The organism is Alteromonas macleodii, assembly GCF_903772925.1.
GTDB lineage: Bacteria > Pseudomonadota > Gammaproteobacteria > Enterobacterales > Alteromonadaceae > Alteromonas > Alteromonas macleodii_A.
On record NZ_LR812090.1, the window covers coordinates 3,607,143 to 3,628,590 of the forward strand.

The 21,448-nt window shown below is 44.0% G+C and carries 21 protein-coding genes; 8 read left to right on the forward strand and 13 right to left on the reverse strand.

All coding sequences use genetic code 11. The features are described 5' to 3' along the window. Window positions 1–91 precede the first annotated feature (91 nt). Window positions 92–1,903: a trans-sulfuration enzyme family protein gene (locus tag PCAR9_RS15515; protein WP_179984390.1), complete on the reverse strand. Its 1,812-nt coding sequence runs from the start codon at window positions 1,901–1,903 to the stop codon at window positions 92–94. Between the two features lie 155 nt (window positions 1,904–2,058). Here PCAR9_RS15515 and PCAR9_RS15520 point away from each other — a divergent pair, with 155 nt between their 5' ends. Further along, window positions 2,059–3,051 carry a D-2-hydroxyacid dehydrogenase gene (locus PCAR9_RS15520; protein ID WP_179984391.1) on the forward strand — a complete coding sequence of 331 codons (993 nt, stop codon included), beginning with the start codon at window positions 2,059–2,061 and terminating at the stop codon, window positions 3,049–3,051. 183 nt (window positions 3,052–3,234) lie between these two features. Here the strand turns inward: PCAR9_RS15520 and PCAR9_RS15525 are convergent, their stop codons facing one another. From PCAR9_RS15525 to PCAR9_RS15540, 4 genes are all read right to left on the reverse strand, one after another. After that, the gene (locus PCAR9_RS15525) at window positions 3,235–3,807 is read right to left on the reverse strand and encodes a glutathione S-transferase family protein (protein ID WP_179984392.1); all 573 of its coding nucleotides are present in this window, start codon (window positions 3,805–3,807) and stop codon (window positions 3,235–3,237) included. A gap of 201 nt (window positions 3,808–4,008) precedes the next feature. Beyond that, window positions 4,009–4,353, reverse strand: coding sequence for an iron-sulfur cluster insertion protein ErpA (gene erpA / locus PCAR9_RS15530; protein ID WP_025256292.1), 345 nt, complete (start codon window positions 4,351–4,353; stop codon window positions 4,009–4,011). Between the two features lie 261 nt (window positions 4,354–4,614). Continuing rightward, window positions 4,615–6,492, reverse strand: a complete 1,878-nt coding sequence (locus PCAR9_RS15535) for a methyl-accepting chemotaxis protein (protein WP_179984393.1) — start codon at window positions 6,490–6,492, stop codon at window positions 4,615–4,617. A 48-nt stretch (window positions 6,493–6,540) separates the two neighbouring features. Next, window positions 6,541–7,323 carry a hypothetical protein gene (locus PCAR9_RS15540; RefSeq protein WP_179984394.1) on the reverse strand — a complete coding sequence of 261 codons (783 nt, stop codon included), beginning with the start codon at window positions 7,321–7,323 and terminating at the stop codon, window positions 6,541–6,543. Between the two features lie 128 nt (window positions 7,324–7,451). Between PCAR9_RS15540 and PCAR9_RS15545 the strand changes: the two genes are divergently transcribed. Next, window positions 7,452–8,285 (forward strand): polyphosphate kinase 2 family protein, encoded by an 834-nt coding sequence (locus tag PCAR9_RS15545; protein ID WP_179984395.1) that lies wholly within the window; start codon window positions 7,452–7,454, stop codon window positions 8,283–8,285. Window positions 8,286–8,316: 31 nt separating this feature from the next. On the opposite strand, the gene minE is transcribed toward PCAR9_RS15545, so the two are convergent. The 5 genes from minE to PCAR9_RS15570 form a co-directional block, all read right to left on the reverse strand. Next, entirely contained in the window at window positions 8,317–8,571 is a 255-nt protein-coding gene (gene minE, locus PCAR9_RS15550) for a cell division topological specificity factor MinE (protein WP_118492536.1), read from the reverse strand. Continuing rightward, on the reverse strand, window positions 8,571–9,380 hold the full coding sequence (gene minD, locus PCAR9_RS15555; protein WP_179984396.1) for a septum site-determining protein MinD: 810 nt from the start codon (window positions 9,378–9,380) through the stop codon (window positions 8,571–8,573). The genes minE and minD overlap by 1 nt, the downstream gene beginning before the upstream one ends. Window positions 9,381–9,410: 30 nt before the next feature. After that, complete coding sequence (gene minC, locus PCAR9_RS15560; RefSeq protein WP_179984397.1) at window positions 9,411–10,205, reverse strand: septum site-determining protein MinC; 795 nt, start codon at window positions 10,203–10,205, stop codon at window positions 9,411–9,413. 361 nt (window positions 10,206–10,566) lie between these two features. Continuing rightward, entirely contained in the window at window positions 10,567–11,934 is a 1,368-nt protein-coding gene (locus PCAR9_RS15565; protein WP_179984398.1) for a class II fumarate hydratase, read from the reverse strand. A gap of 124 nt (window positions 11,935–12,058) precedes the next feature. Further along, complete coding sequence (locus PCAR9_RS15570; protein ID WP_179984399.1) at window positions 12,059–12,391, reverse strand: hypothetical protein; 333 nt, start codon at window positions 12,389–12,391, stop codon at window positions 12,059–12,061. A gap of 203 nt (window positions 12,392–12,594) precedes the next feature. On the opposite strand from PCAR9_RS15570, the gene azu reads away from it, so the two are divergent. After that, window positions 12,595–13,044, forward strand: coding sequence for an azurin (gene azu, locus PCAR9_RS15575; protein WP_179984400.1), 450 nt, complete (start codon window positions 12,595–12,597; stop codon window positions 13,042–13,044). A gap of 91 nt (window positions 13,045–13,135) precedes the next feature. Beyond that, window positions 13,136–14,383: a putative manganese transporter gene (locus PCAR9_RS15580; RefSeq protein ID WP_179984401.1), complete on the forward strand. Its 1,248-nt coding sequence runs from the start codon at window positions 13,136–13,138 to the stop codon at window positions 14,381–14,383. Between the two features lie 83 nt (window positions 14,384–14,466). Here the strand turns inward: PCAR9_RS15580 and PCAR9_RS15585 are convergent, their stop codons facing one another. Continuing rightward, window positions 14,467–15,174, reverse strand: a complete 708-nt coding sequence (locus PCAR9_RS15585; RefSeq protein WP_179984402.1) for a DUF6776 family protein — start codon at window positions 15,172–15,174, stop codon at window positions 14,467–14,469. Window positions 15,175–15,278: 104 nt separating this feature from the next. Here PCAR9_RS15585 and PCAR9_RS15590 point away from each other — a divergent pair, with 104 nt between their 5' ends. From PCAR9_RS15590 to PCAR9_RS15600, 3 genes are all read left to right on the forward strand, one after another. Next, window positions 15,279–16,955, forward strand: a complete 1,677-nt coding sequence (locus tag PCAR9_RS15590; RefSeq protein WP_179984403.1) for a chloride channel protein — start codon at window positions 15,279–15,281, stop codon at window positions 16,953–16,955. 1 nt (window position 16,956) lies between these two features. Next, the gene (locus tag PCAR9_RS15595; RefSeq protein ID WP_179984404.1) at window positions 16,957–17,385 is read left to right on the forward strand and encodes a CopD family protein; all 429 of its coding nucleotides are present in this window, start codon (window positions 16,957–16,959) and stop codon (window positions 17,383–17,385) included. A 183-nt stretch (window positions 17,386–17,568) separates the two neighbouring features. Further along, window positions 17,569–17,760, forward strand: a complete 192-nt coding sequence (locus PCAR9_RS15600) for a hypothetical protein (RefSeq protein ID WP_179984405.1) — start codon at window positions 17,569–17,571, stop codon at window positions 17,758–17,760. Between the two features lie 30 nt (window positions 17,761–17,790). On the opposite strand, the gene PCAR9_RS15605 is transcribed toward PCAR9_RS15600, so the two are convergent. Continuing rightward, window positions 17,791–18,489 carry a UPF0149 family protein gene (locus PCAR9_RS15605; protein WP_179984406.1) on the reverse strand — a complete coding sequence of 233 codons (699 nt, stop codon included), beginning with the start codon at window positions 18,487–18,489 and terminating at the stop codon, window positions 17,791–17,793. A 251-nt stretch (window positions 18,490–18,740) separates the two neighbouring features. Here PCAR9_RS15605 and PCAR9_RS15610 point away from each other — a divergent pair, with 251 nt between their 5' ends. Further along, window positions 18,741–19,937, forward strand: coding sequence for an Nramp family divalent metal transporter (locus PCAR9_RS15610; RefSeq protein WP_179984407.1), 1,197 nt, complete (start codon window positions 18,741–18,743; stop codon window positions 19,935–19,937). Between the two features lie 188 nt (window positions 19,938–20,125). On the opposite strand, the gene PCAR9_RS15615 is transcribed toward PCAR9_RS15610, so the two are convergent. Continuing rightward, on the reverse strand, window positions 20,126–21,364 hold the full coding sequence (locus PCAR9_RS15615) for an IS4 family transposase (protein ID WP_232091295.1): 1,239 nt from the start codon (window positions 21,362–21,364) through the stop codon (window positions 20,126–20,128). Window positions 21,365–21,448 lie beyond the last annotated feature (84 nt).

The following is a 21,448-nucleotide window of genomic DNA, read 5'->3' on the forward strand; positions in this document are numbered from 1 at the left end:
GAGCCCGCGTAAGGAAAGGCCCGGGAGAAGGAGAACATCCTCAATATGTTTTATCGACAGTTCAAGACAATTTCTTAAACTAAAAGTGCGCCTACCCTCCTTTCATCAAAGAATCCATACTGGCCTTGCTGCCAAAATGCTGTGAGCTTACTCTCTCACTTACTGATAAATACAAGTTATCTATGTCTGCGTTTGCCATAAACTTCTCACAAAAACCAGGCGCATGTGGCTCGATAAAATGCTTGGCGGCCAGCATAAAGTGGGCAATAAGTTGCTTAACATTGTCTGTACCCATTGCAATACGCATAGTCGTCAATTCTATTCCGGCTTTTTTCTGTTCGTCGCCACTGAGTTCTGAATGAGACGTTAACGCTGGGCACAAAACAATCGTATTGTTTTGACCTATGCTTACTTGGTGGCTAAAGGCCGGCTCTAGGGCATCGAAAAAGCGCACAAACACGTCGCGAGGTAAATTCGCGGGCCCCATATCTACGGTGAATAAGGTACAAGGCCAGCCGTGCGTATGCTGTTTCTCACGCAAACCTGCATTGCTGTGTTCAGGCAACGCATGACAGTTAACGCGAATTTGGTCGTGGGCATTTAGAAATGAGGTGAAAACTTGAGTGTTGATAACCTTAGTCATCATGCGCTGTTCCAAGGTCTTCATACCGTTCAATACATCAAACGCCTTTTCAGAATCTAGGAATGCACCTTTAATGTAATACACATCCCAGAACATGGTTTCAGACCAGTCCACGCCGTTTGCTGAGCTGCCTTTTGGTTGGAACATGCGATGCCCCTCGCCTATCACAACACCCGCCGTGGTCGCACCACTACCACACAAATCTTTGGTATAGCTGTGAATTACATAATCGGGTCGTGCAGCTTTGTTTTTATGCTGTAGCGGTTGGTGCAACACAGGCGTAGCCAGCGTAGAGTCCAACATAACTAACGCATTTTGTGCGTGTGCTAACTCACATATTCCGGGTACGTCCAGTACGTAACCATGTGGGTTACATGGAGACTCTAAATACACATGCATTCTTGCGCCATTGTTTAAGCGTGAGGCATGCTCGGCCTTTGTTTGCTTCATAAATGACGCAAAGCTTTGCGCGTCATAACCATCAAACCATGCAATTTGAATATCCATGCGGTTGCTGCGAGCAAAGTAGTCATGAAGCAGCTGATACACCCCACCATATACATTTCTAGAAACAATGAGCACATCGCCATGACTCAGCACGTTCGATAAACAGGCATCAATTGCCGCCATGCCCGAATTGAAATTCCAAGCCAAGTATTCAGCGGCGTAAGGGCCCGCTTCCATATCTACAATTGCGTTAGCAAGGGAGATGTTGGTAGGGTTCAATAATCGCGAATAAATTTGATGGGTGAACTCTTTTCCTTGAAAAGCATCGTCTACCCATTCAGTACAGGCATACACATAGGTTGCAGTTCTTACGACCACTGGCGTTGCTGAAAAAAGTGCTGTGACGTTGTCGAATAGCGGATAGTGCCCTTGTGAGCCGTTGCCGCTCGACAAGCTTTGGTATGTGGCTCTAAACGGGTTTTGCAGCGTATCTAATATTTTAGCAATTTGAAAAGACAAAAACTTTTTAGCATTGAAATAGGCAAGCCTGTCTTCTTTATCAAGTTCTTGCAACGTGTTACTAGTAATATCCCAAAGCTGCATAACGCTGGCCTGAGCGCCGTACAAGTGATGAGCCGTATTGGCGAGTGCCTTGCCATAGTCGCTTTGTGCACTTATGCCGAAGTGTGAAAGTTGCTCTTCCACTAGAGCCTGTGATGTTTCGGCTTGGGTCGTGTTACGCTTAGGTGATAGCACTTTTGCGTGCGTTACATCAACATCTATTGAATTTTGGAATTTATTTTCTGACTGCATAGCGATTCCGTTGCAATTTAACTTAAGGTGCAAATACATAACACCGACATTGTTTACAAAAATGTAAAACTTAAATCACATTTTTAGAACAACCAGCTTAACGATAATGCATTCAGGCAGAGGAAAGAAAAGTTTACTTTAGGAGTGTTAGGCCAATGACAGCAAGAAGTTCGAAGGTGATTGAACTTACTATTTTAAGCAATGAAGCTAACGATATTGCAGACGCACTTCGAGAAAAAATAGCAAATAACGATAGCTTTATCGGGGAAGATGGCTGCCCACTTATAACGCTTAAACAAATAACTACGCGTTCAGAAGATGTAGATACCAAAACCGTCAGCGTGATGCTCGCAGACCCTGATCTCGCTTCTAATATCATTCACAGCTGTACTGCGCTTACTTGGTGTCAATCAACGTGGGCGGGCAATGCCCCACTGTTGAACGCGAATAAAACAAACTACACGCTTACTGGATTAAAAGGAATTTTCGGTAAGTTAATGCGGGAATACGTTTTTGCTTACTTACTTGCGCATGCTAGAAATACAAAAGCGTTTGAGCAAAATCAGCGAGCCGTCCAGCCGAAGTGGGAGGCATCAAAACGGGTACCTTTAAATGGCCAAACGCTGGGTATAGTCGGACTTGGCAGTATCGGGCAAGCACTTATTCCAGTTGCTCACGCCTTTGGTATGCAGGTTGTAGGTCTAACGAGAAGCGGGAATGAAGTGGAAGGCGCTAATGCTGTTTATACTCCTGATGACATTGAAGGGTTTGCCAATGCATGTGACCACGTAGTGAATTTAATGCCAGATACCCCCACGACACAAAACTTACTATCTCACGGCTTTTTCAACGCTCTTAAACCTCATAGTGTGTTCATTAACGCTGGCCGAGGTAGTGCCGTTGACGATGATGCTCTTATACAGGCTTTAAACAGCGGTGCGTTAGCTCATGCGGTTTTAGATGTGTTTCGAAGCGAGCCCCTCGACCCCGCTCACCCGTTTTGGCAGCACCCTAATATTTCGGTGACTGCTCACACGGCCGCAGAATCTCAACCAAGCGATGTGGCAGATGTATTTTTAGACAATGCGCTGCACTATATCAAAGGCGAACCGCTTAAATACCAGTTTGATTTTGATAAGGGCTATTAATTGTTTAACAGCCCTTATTTTTGCAGCCCTTATTTTTGCAGCCCTTATTTTTGCAGCCCTTTCTTTAGCAAAGTCGAAAACTTGGTTGAGCTTAAATATAGAGTGTTAATTCTTAGTTAGGACAACACTACCTATTTATACCTAATTTACCTATATTTACCTGGCCATGATATCTGACTAAATCTAACTACGCGGGTCAGTTGCGGTTACTTCAATTCTGTCATGGTGCTTTTCATGGAACGCTAATAATTGTGGGTAGTCTTTCATGCTATGTAATTCGCGGAAAAGCACCCAGTCGATCATGCTATACAAACAGATTTCCGGGTAAGTCCATCCACTAAAGCCACCCGCATCTAGTTGTTCTGACAACGCATCCAATACTGCTTCAATCCGCTCATTTTGAAGTCGGTAATACATTTTATCTTCGCTGATATCAAAATCTGAACGCTTTAGAAGCATAAGCTGAACAAAGGAATCGTTAGCGGCGTCAATTAACGTTAGCTGATTCTCTTCTTCCCAACTTAACCCATCATGATCAAGCTTATCGGCAAGATAATTATAGATAATCCGAGAATCGAAAATCATTTGCCCATCATCTTCAAGGCAAGGTACTTTTAAAGTTGGGTTGCGCGAAGCTAGCAGTTCGCGATCTTCACCTGAAAAGATTTGAAGATTTAAAAATTCGTGTTCTGTAGACGCTAATACAATGCGAATGCGGCGTACATAGGGAGACGTGGTAGAGCCATATAATTTCATAAACGCTGTCCTAAACTATGGTCGTTTGTTGAAATCAGTGTAGCCAGAATTTGAAATTAAAAGGAAGTATTGTAAGCAGAACAACCGACAGGCATACAAAATGATGCGATGTATGCCTATCGCTTCAACTGCAAATGGTTAAAAATGCAGACTTTAACGTTTAAAGCGCACGGCGTTTAGCTTGTCTTTAAACGAAGTTACTTAAACGCTAAAGCTTGCGCCACAGCCACAGGTAGTCGTGGCATTAGGGTTTTGAACTAAAAAGCGTGACCCTTCCAGGCCATCCACGTAATCAACAATACCACCTACTAGATATTGTAGGCTCATTGGGTCGACAACCATGGTCACTGTGTCTTTTTCAATAGTCATATCGCCTTCGTTCACCTTCTCATCGAATGTGAAACCATATTGAAAGCCTGAACAACCACCACCTGTTACGTATACACGTAATTTCAAATCAGGATTTTCTTCTTCTGAAACAAGGGCTTTCACTTTCGCTGCTGCAGCGTCTGAAAACTCAATCGGCAACGCCGTTTCTACAGACATACCCACCTCTACAATAATCTCGTGCTAGCGCACTTTCTGCTTGCCCGCAATTATCTAATACTTGCGGATAGTTAGCAATTATTGGGGCAAAACTTAACGAATCAACCTCAGCCTTGAGCCAGGAGGTAAAAATTGGGCCAAGAGATAACAATCAAACCATGTGATAAAAATTGAGCCACGAAATAACAATTGAGCCACGTGACAGCATCTAAACCATCTAGTAGGCATTGCACTATAAACAACGACTGTGGCTAACCCGCCTTAAAGCGTAAATCTACTGATAGTTTTATCCAGCGCTTTCGCCTCATCATCTAGCTCATTTACCAAGCTATAGCTTCTTTCCATACTGCGAGAGGTTTCTTCTGCCGTTTGCGAAATGACGGAAATATTTTCGCTGATCTCGCCGGTAGCCGCAGATTGCTCCCGTGTTGCTGAGGCTACATGGGTATTGGCTTCGGTTAGCTTACTCACCTCTGCCGATATATTAGACAGCGCCTGCACGCACGTGGATAAGAACTCAGACGTGGCTTGCGTACTTTCGTTACCCCGCAGAATATCCGCTACTGTGTCTGACGTGCGCTTATTTAGTTCATCCATAAGCTGGCTGATTTCTGTCGTAGACTCGTTTGTTCTACTTGCAAGGTTTCTAACCTCGTCGGCTACTACGGCAAAGCCTCGCCCCTGCTCTCCTGCCCTAGCCGCTTCAATCGCTGCATTTAACGCAAGTAGATTAGTCTGCTCAGAAATGCCTCTGATCTCATCCAAAATAGACGAAATAGAATTAATACTGCTAGAGAGCTCGTTAACTGAGTTTACCGACTTTGTCATAACACCGCTAAGCTCACTCATGTTTTGCATAGCCTTGTCTATCGTGTTAGCACTAGCACTGACATTTTCTTCGGTCGTATTTGCTACTTCAGATGCACCCTGAGCACTGTTTGATATTTCACGTACGGTTAGGTCCATCTCTTCAATAGCTGCGGCTACCGAGTTTGTGCTGTCAGTTTGTCTTGAAGAGTAACTTTGAGAAAGCTCTATTTGTTCATAAACTTGTGCAGCTATGCCCTTAACGTGCTGTGCACTATCCGAAACTTGGAGGAACATGGCGTGAAGCTTCTCTAAAAATAAATCTATTTGAGCGGATAAAGCGCCCACCTCGTTATCTTCATTGATATTCAAGCGAGCTGTAAGGTCGCCATCTCGTTCGTTTAGCGAAGTAACAGCGGCGGTAATAGTATCAATAGGTGCAAATATCTTGTTCGACAAGAATCTCATTCCCACCAAACCTAGCGCTATGATAACAAGTGCAATGAGTATGTTAGTTAAAACAGCCGTGTTAATGGCACCGTAAAGCTCATCGGTTGGGACTTCTGTAACCAAATACCAATCCAAGGAATTCAGTTTCACTGCAAGACGTGTTACATCATTGCCAGACACTTCTAGTTCACTGGGATTGTTCACAAATGCACTTGCATTCAATTTTTCGCCACGCTTCGACATATCTGGGTGCAAAGCAATATTACCGGCGTCGTCAACTAGATAAACAATGCCACTCTCAGCAACTTTATATGAGGCTATCAGCTTAGACATGGCATCTAACGATAAACCCACGCCGGCCAGCGCTACGCGCTCACCTTCAATTTTTATCGCATAATTAATAAACGCCGAAGCAACACCGTTCGATTTGTCGATATCGATAGCTATTTCAAAAGGCTGGCTACTATTAATAAAGGTTTGAAACCACGTGTCGCCTTGAGGTGTGATCTGGCGATCTATACCATCATGGGTATAGTAATTATTAGAGTTTCCCGACACAACATAAGCACTAATAGCATTACTTTCTCGCTTTATTTCAGCAAGGTGGCTAGTAAGTACGTTGACGCCTTCTGAAGGCTCACCATTTTGCATCCAACGCTTTATGTACATATTGTTAGCCAATGAACGGCTTGGGAGTATTGTACTCTGCAAATCTAATTCAACAGCATTCTTAACCTCTTCAAGGGCGGTAGGTAGGTCTGATGTCTCTACCTTATTAGTAAGAAAGCTTAAAATAGACGTTGCAAATACGGCCGTGGTAATAACCACAGGTACAATAAGCGCGGAAATTAACGCAATGAAAAGCAGACGCTTTAATTGCATATTTATTTACTCCAAATTAATTAAATAACTATCAACACTAAGTGTGGCTTAAAAACGCCATACTGCCAGCGCTTGAACAACGCTGTCTTCTTCTTGCGTTCCTAGCTTGTTGTTCCAATACTGATACTCTACCCCAAGGAACAATCTATCCTTCACATTGAAGAAAGCCTGACCAGCGTCCCATCGCGCTTGGATTTGCGCCAACACCCACGACTCGACTACAGCGCCAGGTATTTCAGACGTTCTTTCATCGATGTACTCTGCATGTCCTTCTATATAAAATTGTTGTGAAGAAAGACTTAGGGGGTACCGCCAAGCAATATCGACCATCCAGCTGTCGTCTTCTTTAGGTGCTCCACCAGCACTGAGCCCCTCGCTATCATCTAAATACGCGGTGACAAGTACATTCAAAAACTGGAAGCCTTCAACGTCGAGATGAAGTTGAATGCCTGGCAGATATTTTAAAACGTCTGACTCTGGCGCCATATTTACGCCCATGACAAAACTGATATCGCTTAGAACGCCGCTGTAATTAGCATTAAATAGAGCTTTAGAGCTGAAAGTGGGGTACCACTCTGCATATAGTTCATCACCGGCGGACGTGCTTGAATAGTCAGCAAAAAAGAAGTTTCCGCCATACTCCCACCCGCTGGCGTGCTGGAATGTAAAAATTGTCGTAGTAAGTTCAGTACCCGAAGCCTCGGCAAAAGGCTGATTGAGCTTCCCGTGCTGGATATGGAGCTCGTTTTCACTCCATGTGGCACTACGGGTATTAAAAGAAAAAAGAAAAATTGCCGTCAAAAGAACCAACGAATAAACGTTGAACTGCATACTTAAATCCTGTTAGCGTAATTTGACAGGTAAGTGTAGACGCTCTTTTCAATTCTGCATGAGATTTCTTAAAAATTAATAATTCGCGGTTAAAATTCTGATATTTATCTGAAATATAGGTTATTTATATGAGCTCTTCTCATCAAAAAACTATCGTTACCTTGTTTGATGATTTCGGTCGTTCTCGATTTAATGAGAAAGAAGAATACAAAAATCAGTTAAGTACATGCCAAGAATCTCTTTTTCATGTTCAGCAGTCCTACTATCACCAAAAAAAACGCGCGCTTATCGTTTTTGAAGGCTGGGATGCATCAGGCAAAGGTGGAGCCATACGACGTATCACAGAAAAATTAGATCCTCGCTCCGTGAACGTGTTTCCGGTATCTGCGCCGACACAAGAAGAACGTGAAAAACACTTTCTTTATCGCTTTTGGAAACAGATCCCTTCACCTGGTAAGCTCACAATTTTTGACCGTTCCCACTATGGACGAGTGCTGGTTGAGCGGGTTGACGGGCTAACTCCCGCTAATGACTGGCAGCGTAGTTATCAAGAGATAAACGAATTTGAAAAAACGCTTAGCGATAATGGCGTTCGCATCATAAAGTTGTTTATGCATATCTCCGCAGACGAGCAGCGCGAAAGATTTGAAGAGCGCTTACACAACCCTTTTAAGCGTTGGAAACTCACTGAAGAAGATTTACACAATCGTCGCATGCGCGAACATTACGTTGAAGCTATTAACGATATGTTCGAGAAGACTCATACTGATTACGCTCCATGGCATATTATAAATGGAGAGTATAAATGGCAGGCGAGAGTTGACGTACTCGAAACCCTCGTTCAAGCATTAAGTGAAGGGGTAGATATTACACCTCCCCCTTTAGATGAGAAGCTCATCGCTATGGCTTCAAAACAGCTAGACGTGAATGAGGAAAAACTAAGAAGCACTGATAAAGAATAATGTGTCACTATTTTTTATCAGCAATTACCAACTAGTTTTCCGGAAGCGTTACGTTTAGCTCTAGTACGCTGCATTCGTCATTATTATCAAGCTGAACTGAAACCTGATCATCCGCGATAGAAACGTATTTTCTAATCACTTGAATAATTTCTTGCTGCATCATTGGCAAGTAATCGGGCTCTGTCCGTTTCTTACGCTCATGCGCAACAATAATCTGTAACCGCTCTTTGGCTACTGCCGCAGTGCTCGGCTTTTGCTTCTTTTTGAGCAGGTCGAAAATTCCCATTACTTCCCTCCTAGCAGACGCTTAAAGAACCCTTTCTTCTCTGCCTCTAGGAAACGATGAGGAACAGTTTCGCCTAGCAGACGTTTTACAGCGTCAGCATAAGCTTGTCCTGCATTAGCTTCTTCGTCAAGAATAACCGGCTGACCTTGGTTAGATGCTTTAAGCACTGCTTCAGATTCTGGAATAACGCCCAATAGTGGAATCGCCAAAATTTCTTCCACATCGGCAACACTCAACATTTCCGCACTTTCTACACGCATTGGGTTGTAGCGAGTAAGAAGCAGATGCTCTTTAACCGGTTCGCCTTTTTCTGCGCGCATCGATTTGCTTTGTAAAATACCTAAAATACGATCTGAGTCACGTACCGACGATACTTCCGGATTGGTTACTACAATGGCTTCATCAGCAAAATAAAGCGCCATTTGAGCACCTTGTTCGATACCTGCTGGCGAATCACAAATGATGTACTCGAAGTCTTTCTTAAGCTCGTCTAATACGGCTTGCACACCCTCTACAGTGAGTGCATCTTTATCGCGAGTTTGAGAAGCGGGAAGAATGAAAAGATTTTCCGTTCTCTTATCTTTAATTAGCGCTTGTTTTAGTGACGCTTCTTTGTTGATAACGTTAACAAAATCGTAAACAACGCGGCGCTCACAACCCATAATAAGGTCGAGGTTTCGCAAGCCTACATCGAAGTCTATCACTACCGTTTTATGACCTGCTAACGCAAGCCCCGTACTTATTGCTGCACTCGATGTAGTTTTACCTACACCACCTTTTCCTGAGGTTACTACGATAATCTTTGCCATCTATTCTTTCCTATTAGTGCGTACAAAGCATTAAGCTAACGGCTCTATACGTAATGTTTCTTCTTCTAAATACACTTGTGCAGGCTTCTTCCAGCACTCACCCTTTACGGTGTCGTGCATAATGAATTGCCCAGCAATTGAAATGAGTTCTGCGTCTAATGACTGACAAAATACACGAGCCCCCGTGTTGCCTTTAACGCCAGCTAACGCGCGTCCGCGCAACGTACCGTAAACATGAATGTTGCCATCAGCCAAAAGCTCAGCACCTTCGCTGACCGACGCAGTTACTACTAAGTCACTGCCTTCAGCATAAACTTGCTGGCCAGAACGTACAGGACGATTGATGACTTTAGCTGGCTTAAGTGCTGGAGCTACTGTAGGAGCAGGCTCGCTTTCAGAAGGCTCTGCAGGTGCTTGCTTCTGTGCTTGCGACGCGCGCTCGTTGCTATGGGTTTTGTTGCTGCCGCTTTCAGTGCCGTTATTAGCGCTCTCTTTTTGTGAACGAAGTGCGCTATCTGTAAATTTACTTTGGCTTACATCAGCTAATCCCAAATCATTAATGGTTGCTTTCAGCTCTGCCACTTCACCTTTCACCGCCATAGGCTGCAATTGCAAACGACGGCAAAGCGCCACTAGCAGTTCGAACTCGGTAGCAGACAAAGGCTTTATCAAATGCAAAATCAGTGAGGAACGGGTAAAGAACTGCGGCGCGCTCGCCACTTTCTTAGATAACTGAGTTTCGAAGTTATCTGGCTCAAAATCTATTACTTCTAACACAATACTGGTGAGCGTAGTGCCCTTCATGCGAAAGCAAGTTTCTGTCATTTTTTCATCCCGAAAAGGCGTTACTTTTTTCCTAGCAATTCGCCATCAAAATAAGTAAAACCTATTAGCGCTAATGTCTGTCGCTGTCTTACGCAGCTATACAAATAATTTATATCATCACTGTACCAAAATTCCTGTTCACATACAGCAACTGTATACCGGTTAAAACAGGTTTTACCTAAGCTATTAGCTAGGAACGTGCCAACCATCGCATAGTTTTTAGGCAAGCAGCTGCTCTGCGATTTTTTTACTCAACATCCTTCGAGCCAAACCACAAAAAAAGTGCGATGGTAAGTCGCACTTTTTTCAGTCCAAATCTGTTTCTAACAAATAGTTTAGGCCTTGGGTAAGCCCTTTACAGCTAAGTGAGATCTCTAGGATCTAGTAAGGCTTCCAGCTCTTCCCTAGGGATATCTGTCATTGCTTCAGCCACATCGATAACAGGCTTATTCTCCTTATAAGCTGCTTTGGCAATTTCCGCAGCTTTTGCATAGCCAATGACAGGGTTGAGCGCGGTAACGAGGACAGGGTTTCTGTAAAGAGGCGCTTCAATGTTATCTTGGTTGACCGTGAATCCTTCAATTGCCTGTTCGCCGATAAGCGTCGCACTGTTGGTCATTAGCGACAAGCTTGATAACAAATTACTGGCAATCATAGGCAGCATGACGTTGAGCTCGAAGTTTCCAGACTGCCCGCCTACGGTAATTGCCGCGTCGTTGCCTATTACCTGTGCTGACGCCATTGCCACCGCTTCAGGAATAACTGGGTTAACCTTGCCCGGCATTATCGATGAGCCGGGCTGTAATGCTGGCAAAGCTATTTCTCCCAACCCAGCTAGCGGGCCGGAATTCATCCAGCGCAGGTCATTGGCAATTTTCATTAAGGTTACTGCCAAGCTTTTCGTCGCACCTGAAAGCGTTACCGCGGTGTCTTGAGAGCCAATGAGCGCAAAGAAATTATCTGCTGGTTTAAACGCGATATCAGTCAACTCTCCTAGCGTATCTGAAAATGTTGTTGCAAAGTCAGCATGGGCGTTTACACCCGTACCCACTGCCGTGCCCCCCTGAGCAAGGTTTTGGATAGCAGGTTGCACAGCACGAAGATTTTTTAACTGCTGCTTAAGCTGAGATGCCCAAGCTAGTAAGCTTTGATCCATTCTTACTGGCATCGCATCCATAAGGTGAGTGCGCCCCGTTTTACAATATTGCGCGACAGACTTTGCTTTTGATTCAATAATGCTAACCAGACCTTCCACAGCAGGCACTAGCTCATTTGATAAGGCGATAGCCGCGCTTACGTGAATGGTTGTTGGTATTACATCATTTGAACTTTGCCCATAATTTACATGATCGTTCGGGTGAACCTCTTCACTTGAATAACGACATGCCAAACGGGCTACTACTTCGTTGGCATTCATGTTTGTGCTGGTACCGGACCCCGTCTGAAAGACATCTACCGGAAAGTGCTGCATAACATCGTCAAGGGCTAACAGTTCATCGCAGGCTTTTACTATCGCCAAACCGCGATCGCTATCTAGTGCTTTCAGCTTCATATTTGCTTGCGCTGCGGCTTTTTTTACAGTGAGCAATGCGTGTATAAAAGCTTCAGGCATGCGCTGCCCACTGACCGGAAAGTTTTGAATAGCACGTTGAGTTTGTGCGCCGTAAAGTGCATCTTCAGGCACTTGTAACTCACCCATGCTGTCGCGTTCAGTGCGTGTTGCTGTCATAACTCGTATCCTTGTGTTGATGTAACTGAATTTTTGGCGTGTTTATCACGCTGTCATCAAAGGTCTACTCGGGCTACTAAGTGCAAATTAAGAGTACTCAGTAGGTATCTCCCTCGTTAGCCGCTCATAAAAAATGTGGGACTAGCACATGCATATCTATTTTTAATCTTGCAAGCGTAATTCGATCACTCTCGTTACAGGCGTAGCGCTCAGCGTTAAGTAAAGGTTTGTATAAGTGGTCTAAACAGGCATAGCGCCACTGCTTACTAACTAGCGGGTCGCAAATGACTTCATACAGCAATTCAACTGCATTTTTATAAATCGCAAACTTGTCGCTTTTTTGTGGTAGTAAATTAGCGATGCAGGTCACACTATCTAAATAGTTAGCCAATACATCCAGTTCACCACCGTTGTGTCCAAAACGAATTTGTTTACGTGCATTTCGTATCGATGACATTAGCTTTATATCGTTTATCAAGAGTGCATCAAAAAATAACGCAGTGAATAGGCGAGAACTATTGATAGCAAACCCACCACAAAAACACAAATGATAATTATTAGCATTCAATCTGATCCAGTGTTATGCTTTTTCGTATTGAAAATGGAATCTTCTAATTCCACCGAAAGGTGCGATTAATCTATATTCAAAGGATATTATTTATGATCAAGAAACTACTTGGCGGCACAGCCCTTTTCCTTTTAGCTTCCAATGCATTTGCTAACGAATGTGAAACGACTGTGGAATCAAATGACGCGATGCAGTTCAATACAAAAAACGTAACGATTCCTGCAAGCTGCAGCGAATTTACCGTAACGCTAAAGCATACTGGTCAACTACCTAAGCAATCTATGGGTCATAACTGGGTAATGACCACCAAGGCTAATGGGCAAGCGGTAGCAACAGACGGCATGAGTGCTGGACTCGATAATGACTACATTAAGCCTGGTGATGAGCGTGTTATTGGCGCTACAGAGATAATTGGCGGTGGCGAACAAACTTCTACTACGTTTTCTGTTGAAGGTCTAAGTAAAGACGAAGAATACATGTTCTTCTGCTCATTCCCCGGTCATATCGGAGTTATGCAAGGTACGGTTACCCTTTCTAGTTAAGCATATGCAATTTGCCGATAGGCAAACGAAAGGCGCACTTTTAATTGTGCGCCTCCAAATAAGTGTTCAGTAATCTGAGAGTGAAGTTGTAATGAGTACAGCGTCCCACACATCGAAAAGTGCAAAAGCGTTGGAGCGCGATAAGTATCGACCGCGGCTTCTTGGTGGTTTTACTCAAGGTTTAATTCAAAGCACTCTTTACCCGCTGCTAGCTAACAAGCGGCTGCTTATGCCGCTTTTAGTTATCACTCTACTCGCTTATGACAGTACCCGCTCTGTGACGCTTTCAGTTTTATCAGACGCATACTTCCAAGTAGCAGCATTTGTTTATGCATCGCTCGCACTTTATTACTTGGCCACATTGCGGGTCTCAGCTGATGCTATTGGCAACTACATGAAAACGCACCCCGTCCACGAGGTAGGCCTTTCGGCACTGCTTGGTGCTTTACCCGGCTGCGGTGGTGCAATTATTGTAGTGACCCAGTACACACGAGGTGTTACCAGCTTTGGCGCGGTGGTAGCGGTATTAACCAGCACCATGGGCGATGCCGCCTTTTTGTTGCTAGCTCAGGCGCCATTAGATGCGTTAACCGTTATGGCGGTTAGTGTGACTGTAGGTGCCGCGACGGGATTAGTGGTTAATAAATTCCATAATTATCGAGCACCTGAAACGGTTGATTCGAATGAAGAGCTCCAGAACACCGATAAACCAAAAGCACTAAGCCATAAAGCCACGTCACTATCTAAAGTATTCTGGATGACTTTGAGCTTACCGTCGCTAGCAATTGCCTTGGCTCTGGCGTTTCAACTCCCCGTTCACAGTTACTTAGCTATTAGTGAGGATACACTAACACTAATTGGCGCCTGTCTGTGTATAGCAAGTTTGGTGCTTTGGTCACTGTGTGGTTCGGGAAGCGGATACGCCTCAGTCACCAAAGAAGACGTTATCCCTCCCCCTCCTAAGTGGCAGGAAAAAGCCGCGTTAGATACGCAATTTGTATTGGCATGGGTGATACTCGCATTTTTGATTTTCGAGCTTTCTGTTGTCTGGTTTGGACTAGACATAGCTGGAATGCTTGAAGCTATGGGTCCTGGCTTGGTCGGCTTGGCTATTGTTATAGGTTTTTTACCCGGCTGCGGCCCTCAAATATTGGTCACCAGTTTGTATTTAAATGGCGCTGTTCCTTTTTCAGCTCAATTAGGCAACGCGATTAGTAACGATGGCGACGCTTTGTTTCCCGCTATCGCGCTTTCGCCAAAGGCAGCCCTTATCGCTACGGTGTACTCTGCCATTCCAGCTTTTCTTGTAGGCTATGGCTACTGGTATCTCTTTGAATGAAATAACAAGGCCATAATCCTAAAAACTATTAAGGTTTTACACACCAAAACCACGGGCATGGCTAAACCATAGTTTTCAGGGGCTTACTCTACATCGACTGAAAGCGCTTCACTCCACGGTACGCTTACCTCATAGTTTCCTTTGCGAGTTTTATACTGATAAACCCGAGTAGAGAAAACAATAGACTCTACGTCTATATCCTCTTCGATAGTAAGCGTTACGTTAACCGCTTGGAAAAAACGAAAGCGATACTTTACGTCTTCATCAAGTAAGCTTGATTTGCCGGATTCTAACCTAACAGGCTTTCCATCTCTTTTGCCCACAATAGCAATGTCTAAGTTGCCATTTATCACTGCCTTTCTTTGTTTAGATTGCAGTAAAACTAACCTGAGTTGATATGATGAATCACTTAATTTAAAGACCTCTACCCCTTCAATAGCAAAGCCGTCATCGGTTTTCTCGGGCGCCATAACACGCTCATAAAAGCTTAACAGCTCTTGTTGTGCTTCTAGCTCTTTCTTCTGATCGCTCAACGTTTTTGCGATATTTTCAGACTCTAATGTGGCGAGCTCCACGGCTACTTCAAGCTGATTTACTTTCGTCGTTAGCGCATTATTTTCTTCAGACAAAATAGCAATAGTTTCTTTTTGAGCCTGCACTTTCTTGCTGTCGCCTTCGTCAACAATTCGCGCTAGCTTGTAACCGAATCCAATCATGACGAACATGATGAACGCTACCATCAAGGTCCATTTATAGTTGCCTAATAATTCTTTTAATTGGTCTGTTGTCATAATTTCTTCATTAAAAAACTACAAAACGCTAACGCGTTCTAAATATTATGAATTTTAAGTGTTTATGGTAAGCTGCTAGCTACGTTAATCTACTGTACCACAACATGCGCTTGCAGGCTTTAAGAGAGGAGTTAGCTCATCCACGCACTACTATTCAGTTGTGCATGCTGGGCATTGTAGGGGGAACCTGCGCGGCGCTTATTATCATACTGTTTCGGCTATGCGTTGAATGGCTTCAAGAAACAGGGATATCGTCGCTTAAGTCAGTTCTTGCTTACGACTGGTTAGTGTGGCTAATTATGCCGCTTATTAGTGTTGGCTTAATACTATTCATTGCTTTTCTCACCGGCTTCAAACACTACCGCTTGGGCATTCCTTTCGTTATTCACCGGGTAAAATACTATTATGGTTACGTGCCTTTCAGAACAACCATAAACCAATTTTTTGGCGGTATGCTGGCATTAGCGGGCGGTTTTGTCGTAGGGCGAGAAGGCCCTTCTGTCCATATGGGGGCATCAGGCAGTAGTCTTCTCGGGCAATGGCTTCGTTTACCCTATAACAGTATTCGAATTCTTGCTGGCTGTGGCATTGCGGCAGGCATCTCTGCATCGTTTAATACTCCCTTCGCTGCCGTTATCTTTGTAATGGAAGTCGTGCTTCGAGAATACAAAATACACATATTTGTGCCTATCATGCTGGCCGCAGCCTGCGGCTCTGTACTTACCCGTATTGTATTTGGAGAAGTCAATGAACTTTCCTTTTTATCGTTTAATGCGTTTAGCCAGTGGATGTATTTCTATCTCGTGCTGTTAGGCATTTTACTGGGTATGTTGGCCGTGCTTTTTAATAGCCAGCTTATGCGTGTTATGACTTGGTTTAGGCCGGTTTCTATGGTCTGGCGCTTAATACTTGCGGCGCTAATTACAGGTACTATAGGTATGTTTATACCTGAGGCACTTGGGGCGAATTTTATCGACGTTGAGCACTTATTCGATAGCTCCCCTGGCGCGCTATTGTTGGTATCTACCCTTGTATTTAAGGTTATCTTAGCGGTATTCGCTATTGGCCTTGGTATCCCTGGGGGGATCATAGGCCCAGTAATGGTTATTGGTATGCTCGCCGGAGCCGTGCTTTTATTGCCGCTATCCTACTTTATCAACGTGCCTGAATTCACTAACAGCTTTGCATTGCTAGGTATTGCGGGAATGCTGACGGCGGTGTTACACGCGCCTCTCGCTGCACTTTCTGCGGTTATGGAGCTCTCTTATAGCCCTCAAATTATTCTGCCAGCCATGCTGGTGATAGTGCCTGCATACGTAACTTCCACCCAGTTTTTCGGAAACCGCTCTATTTTTATACGCCAGCTTGACTATCAAAATCTTCCATACGCTATTTCATCTATCCGAGAGGCCCTTGAAAAGACGGGGGTGCTAGCGGCAATGAATACAGATTATAAGCTTTTTCACGATGCCCCAGAACAAGCGCTAATCAACTATTTAGAAGGCGATCCGACAAAAATTGTCATTCAGAAATCAAAATTTGAAATAGATGTGCAGTATAAACTGGTCCAATACAATGTAAGTTTGGAACACGATGCATCCGCGTTAAACTATTATGAAATGGAAGGCATTAGCGCGCAGTCTACGCTGCACGAAGTATACGAACATCTTAAAAATTCGCGCTCTGGCGCAGTTTATATTTACGATCAGGAGCTTAACGATATCATTGGCGTAGTAACCTGGAATATTTTGCAAAGCTTCTTACAAAAGGCACATTACTAATATGTACATTTTATGGTTTAAAGCACTGCACATCTTTTTCATGCTGGCATGGATGGCAGGACTTTTCTATTTACCACGACTTTTCGTTTATCACGCAACGACTAAGTCTCAAATAGTTAAAGATGAATTTAAAGTCATGGAGCGCCGATTGTGGCTCTTCGTTACTCCATTCGCCTTATTAACTCTGGCATTCGGCGTAGCGCTTATTGTCAGCTATGGTGGCACCTGGTTTAAAATGTCTGGGTGGCTCCATATAAAATTATTGTTGCTGCTTGCTATTTATGGCTACCACTTCTATTTGTTTAAGTTGATGAAGCAGTTCGCACGAGATGAAAATAGGCACACTCCCCGCTTCTATCGCTTTTTGAATGAAGCCCCAGTGTTAATTATTCTCGCAATTGTATGCTTAGCTGTAGTTAAACCCTTTTAGGTTTAACTACACGCGTTGGTATTTATAGACAGTAAGAAAGTCAGTACTCAAGGAATCAGTACTACAGTGTGATGTAAAAAGTTTTTAAAACTTAATGTAGAGCGTGTTGTAAACATCACACATAGCCGCCCGAAACTCACCATGTATAGGGTTTATTGAATTGTTTTTATCGGAATGTTTACCATGGATGACAGTAATCAACACCTCAAATACCTACTAAAGCAGACGGATATTGCGTTTAAGGCGCTAATGAGAGAGCCTGCCTCAACACTATTAAACGAGCAATATGAAAAAGCGAAGCTTGAGCTAGATAGCTACACGGCTTCGCTTAAACATACGTTAAACCAACGTCACCAGCAGCAACGGCAGCGTTAACCAGATACAGTGAAGTCGATTGAATAAGCCCTAAGTAACTTTGCTAAAGGTTTCGAATTGATTGGGTAATGCCTGCGCCAACTCTCCGGATAACTTTGTGTAATCTGCGAGTACAGATGGCAACTGCTTAACAAGCATGCGTATATTACTTTCCAGCTGGGCAATTTGCGTTTCGTTTCTGTAGGACAAAGCCAATTCTATGTTGGCAAGCGTTGAAAAAAGTTTTAAACAACGGGACAACCTCGCCTCCGCAGGTTCGGGTAGTTTACCCTCTTCTAGTTTATCCTTGTCTTCACTCGTATTCTGTGCAGAGCGCTTATCAAGATGGTTCCAAGCATTTTGCCACACTGGCTCTAATTGCTTATGTACTTGTAAAAGCCCGTTCAGCCAGCTTTCTAATTCCTTTAAAGGCCTCATCACTCCTTTCACTTCTATCGCTTCGGTGAGTTCACTAGATAAAGGTGATTTACTCTGGCGCATTAAATCTAAATGGGCGCGCAAGCCGTTCATCAAGGTATCTGCAAGCTTATCGACATCTTTATCTACTAACTTGCTGTCACTAGATTGAATGAGCCAAGGCATCCATTGCTCGGGCATGGGGATTTCTGGTGCGGCGGCAACCGCAAAGATCATCCCATCAACCTGATAAGCATTCGGAAGTACATTTTTGAAATTGGGATGCGAAACAATATCGCTGATGATGTGTACTGGAAACCCGTCTTTCATCATTACCTTCCTTTTTTAATTTGCGTTCTCTTTCTCGAAACGGTAGTCTGCGCGGCCACTTTGCAGAGGGCGTGTTTTCTAGCCTTATACCTCACCCACATAGTTGGAGTTGGGCACACAGAAAAATAGGTCCTTTGCATTGGGTACGCGACAATAGGTTTAAAACCAATCTGTTACTGTATTGGTTTAGCGGTACTGTTGCGTGCTCGCCCACCTATTGTCATGATAGCAAAACTTAACTAAGAGTCGTTGCAATGGCAAAAGATAAATCAGGATATATCATCGCGGCCGCCTTCATTGGCCCTGGAACAGTAACTACAGCAAGCTTGGCGGGTGCAAACTTTGGTTTTCATTTAGTATGGGCGCTACTTTTTTCCATATTTGCAACCATAGTATTGCAAGACATGGCAGCACGTCTTGGTGTAGCAAGTGGCCAAGGCTTGGCAAGCGCAATGAAAAACATGGCGTATAAGCCATGGCTTAAAAACGCCTTCATTGTACTCATTGTCAGCGCTATTGGCATTGGTAACGCAGCCTATGAGTCGGGCAACCTAACCGGGGCAGCAATCGGTCTAGACGCGTTTATCAATATAGGCATTGGTCCGTGGGCCAGCATATTAGGCACTATCGCAATTGTGTTGCTATGGTCAGGTAGCTACAAGTGGATAGAAACAGTATTGGTGTATCTTGTATTTATCATGGCGGGGGTATTTTTAGTGACGCTGCTAGTAGCCAAACCTGATATTACCGCAATGTTTAGCCAATTAATGTCACCCAGATTAGATGCCGATGCCATTACCACCGTGCTAGCCCTTATTGGCACAACCATAGTGCCATACAACCTATTCCTCCACGCCAGCCTTGTTGCGAAGTCATCAAAAGGACAGGATAAACAAGAAGCAGTTGTGGCGTGCCGAAACCAGTCAGCTAAAGCTATTAGCATGGGTGGGCTTATTACGCTTATTGTAATGGCAACCGCAATGATGGCGTTCTTCAATCAGGCTGCGACTATGGACGCTTCAAACATGGGCGAGCAGCTAAAACCGGTTTTAGGTGACAAAGCGCAGTGGTTCTTTGCATTAGGGTTGTTCGCAGCCGGTTTGACCAGTGCCATTACCGCCCCCCTAGCCGCTGCTTATGCTGTAACCGGCGCGCTTGGACTATCTGATAATATGCAAAGTAAAAGCTTTAAAGCTGTTTGGTTCATTATCATTGTTGTAGGTGTAAGTGTTGCAGCACTTGGCTTTAAGCCCCTACCTGCTATTTTATTTGCGCAGGCAACTAATGCCCTACTGCTACCTATTATAGCGATATTTTTGCTGGTCGTTATGAACAAAAGCACAGCGCTGGGTGAGTTTAGAAATACGTGGAAAAGTAATCTGGCAGGCTTTGTGGTAGTAGGCACAGTGATTGGTTTGGGCTTATACAAACTTATCGGTGTGTTTAGCTAGTGTTAAAAATGATGGCAGAGTAATTTGCTCCCTTTGTATGCCGTTGTGATGCGCACTCGCAGATAGCAGAAAAATTACGTAACTAACAAACTATATGAAAAGAGCCAAAGTAATACTTTGGCCCTTTTTGATAGAGAGCGTAGTTAAAAAAAGTACTCTGACCCTGAGGGATCCCCACGAATTTAATTTCATGTTCCTTCAGCCCAGGCTACGTCAACTATAGAGCTGTACCACTTGAGTGCAGCTTTCCACTGTCGCATTGTAAATCGTATTCGACAAGCGACAGCCCTGAGTCCAAGGTAATGGAATGACAGCACGCTTCTGGTTTCGGTATTGGCTTGGAAGCGCCGATGCCTATTCGATGAGACGAGCACCATACCCAGTAATATAGCCACGAGTGACGCTAACGTTGTCAGCAATATCAGTATTATTAGACGTTGCTTTTTCACGCTTTTATTCTGTTCATAGCCAAGCCCGAACTTCGTGCTTTTCATGTCTCTAAAGCCTTCTTCAATTTGCATTCGTTGCCTGTAAATGGCTACTACTTGCTTCGATAAGCTTCGATGAGGTGCCAGTGATGTCGCTAATAGCCATGGATCTTTTGCACCTTGTGCATGCACTTTTGAGCGTTTTGAGGCTTTGCGTGTACCATCTGGATTTGAAGCATGACGTCCTTTAGATTTCTGTTTAAACAGAACTAGCGTGCAGGTAAAGGGGTTGCTCCTTACTATTTGGCTGTTATCAAAACGCTTCGGTCGACAGGTTGCTTTTGCGTAAAGATTACGAATACACTGCCACGTATTTCCTCTATCAAGCGAGTAAAGATGTGGCTTGCGGATACGCCCAACAATGTCCCATCCTAGGGCCCTAACTTCTCTGAACCAAGGCGATTTGTACCCTGCGTCGGTGACGATAATGGGTCGGCAATATGAAGGTAATATGGCTTGTAATGTCTTTAAGAATGCCTTGTGCGTGGCGGGTTTCTCTTTGGTCTTGTTGCAGTGTACTTCTTGGTAAAGTGTGATGGGCCTTCCTTTCAGAGATATTGCTGCACGTAAAAGAAAATGCGCTTTGCGGTCGTCTAAATCTGACCAGTCGATTGAGATAACAGGGCGTGTTGTGTTGCCGCAAAATAGTTGGCATATAGATGCATAGATGAGCGGTGTTTCACTTAGTAAATGCGGATTTGAGAGCAAGCGGTCTGCACGTTTAATTCTATGTTTTTCAAAGGCTTTAGTGTTTATCCCTCGACCTATGCTGGTTACGGTTGCAGCGCTTCCATTAAGCAGACTTTTGACGCACGCCGTGACCGCATTTAGACGAGTTTTATGCATATTGTAGCTGACAAGCGTAACGACTTTGTTCACAATAGATAGGGCATTCATGGTTGTTTGGTCTCGGTGAAGTTTGGCGATTGATCTGATCACCAAACGTCATGAATGTTCCTGTCTTTTTTATCTTACTGATATCGTTACATTATTTGTGGGGATACCTCAGACTCTGACCCCACA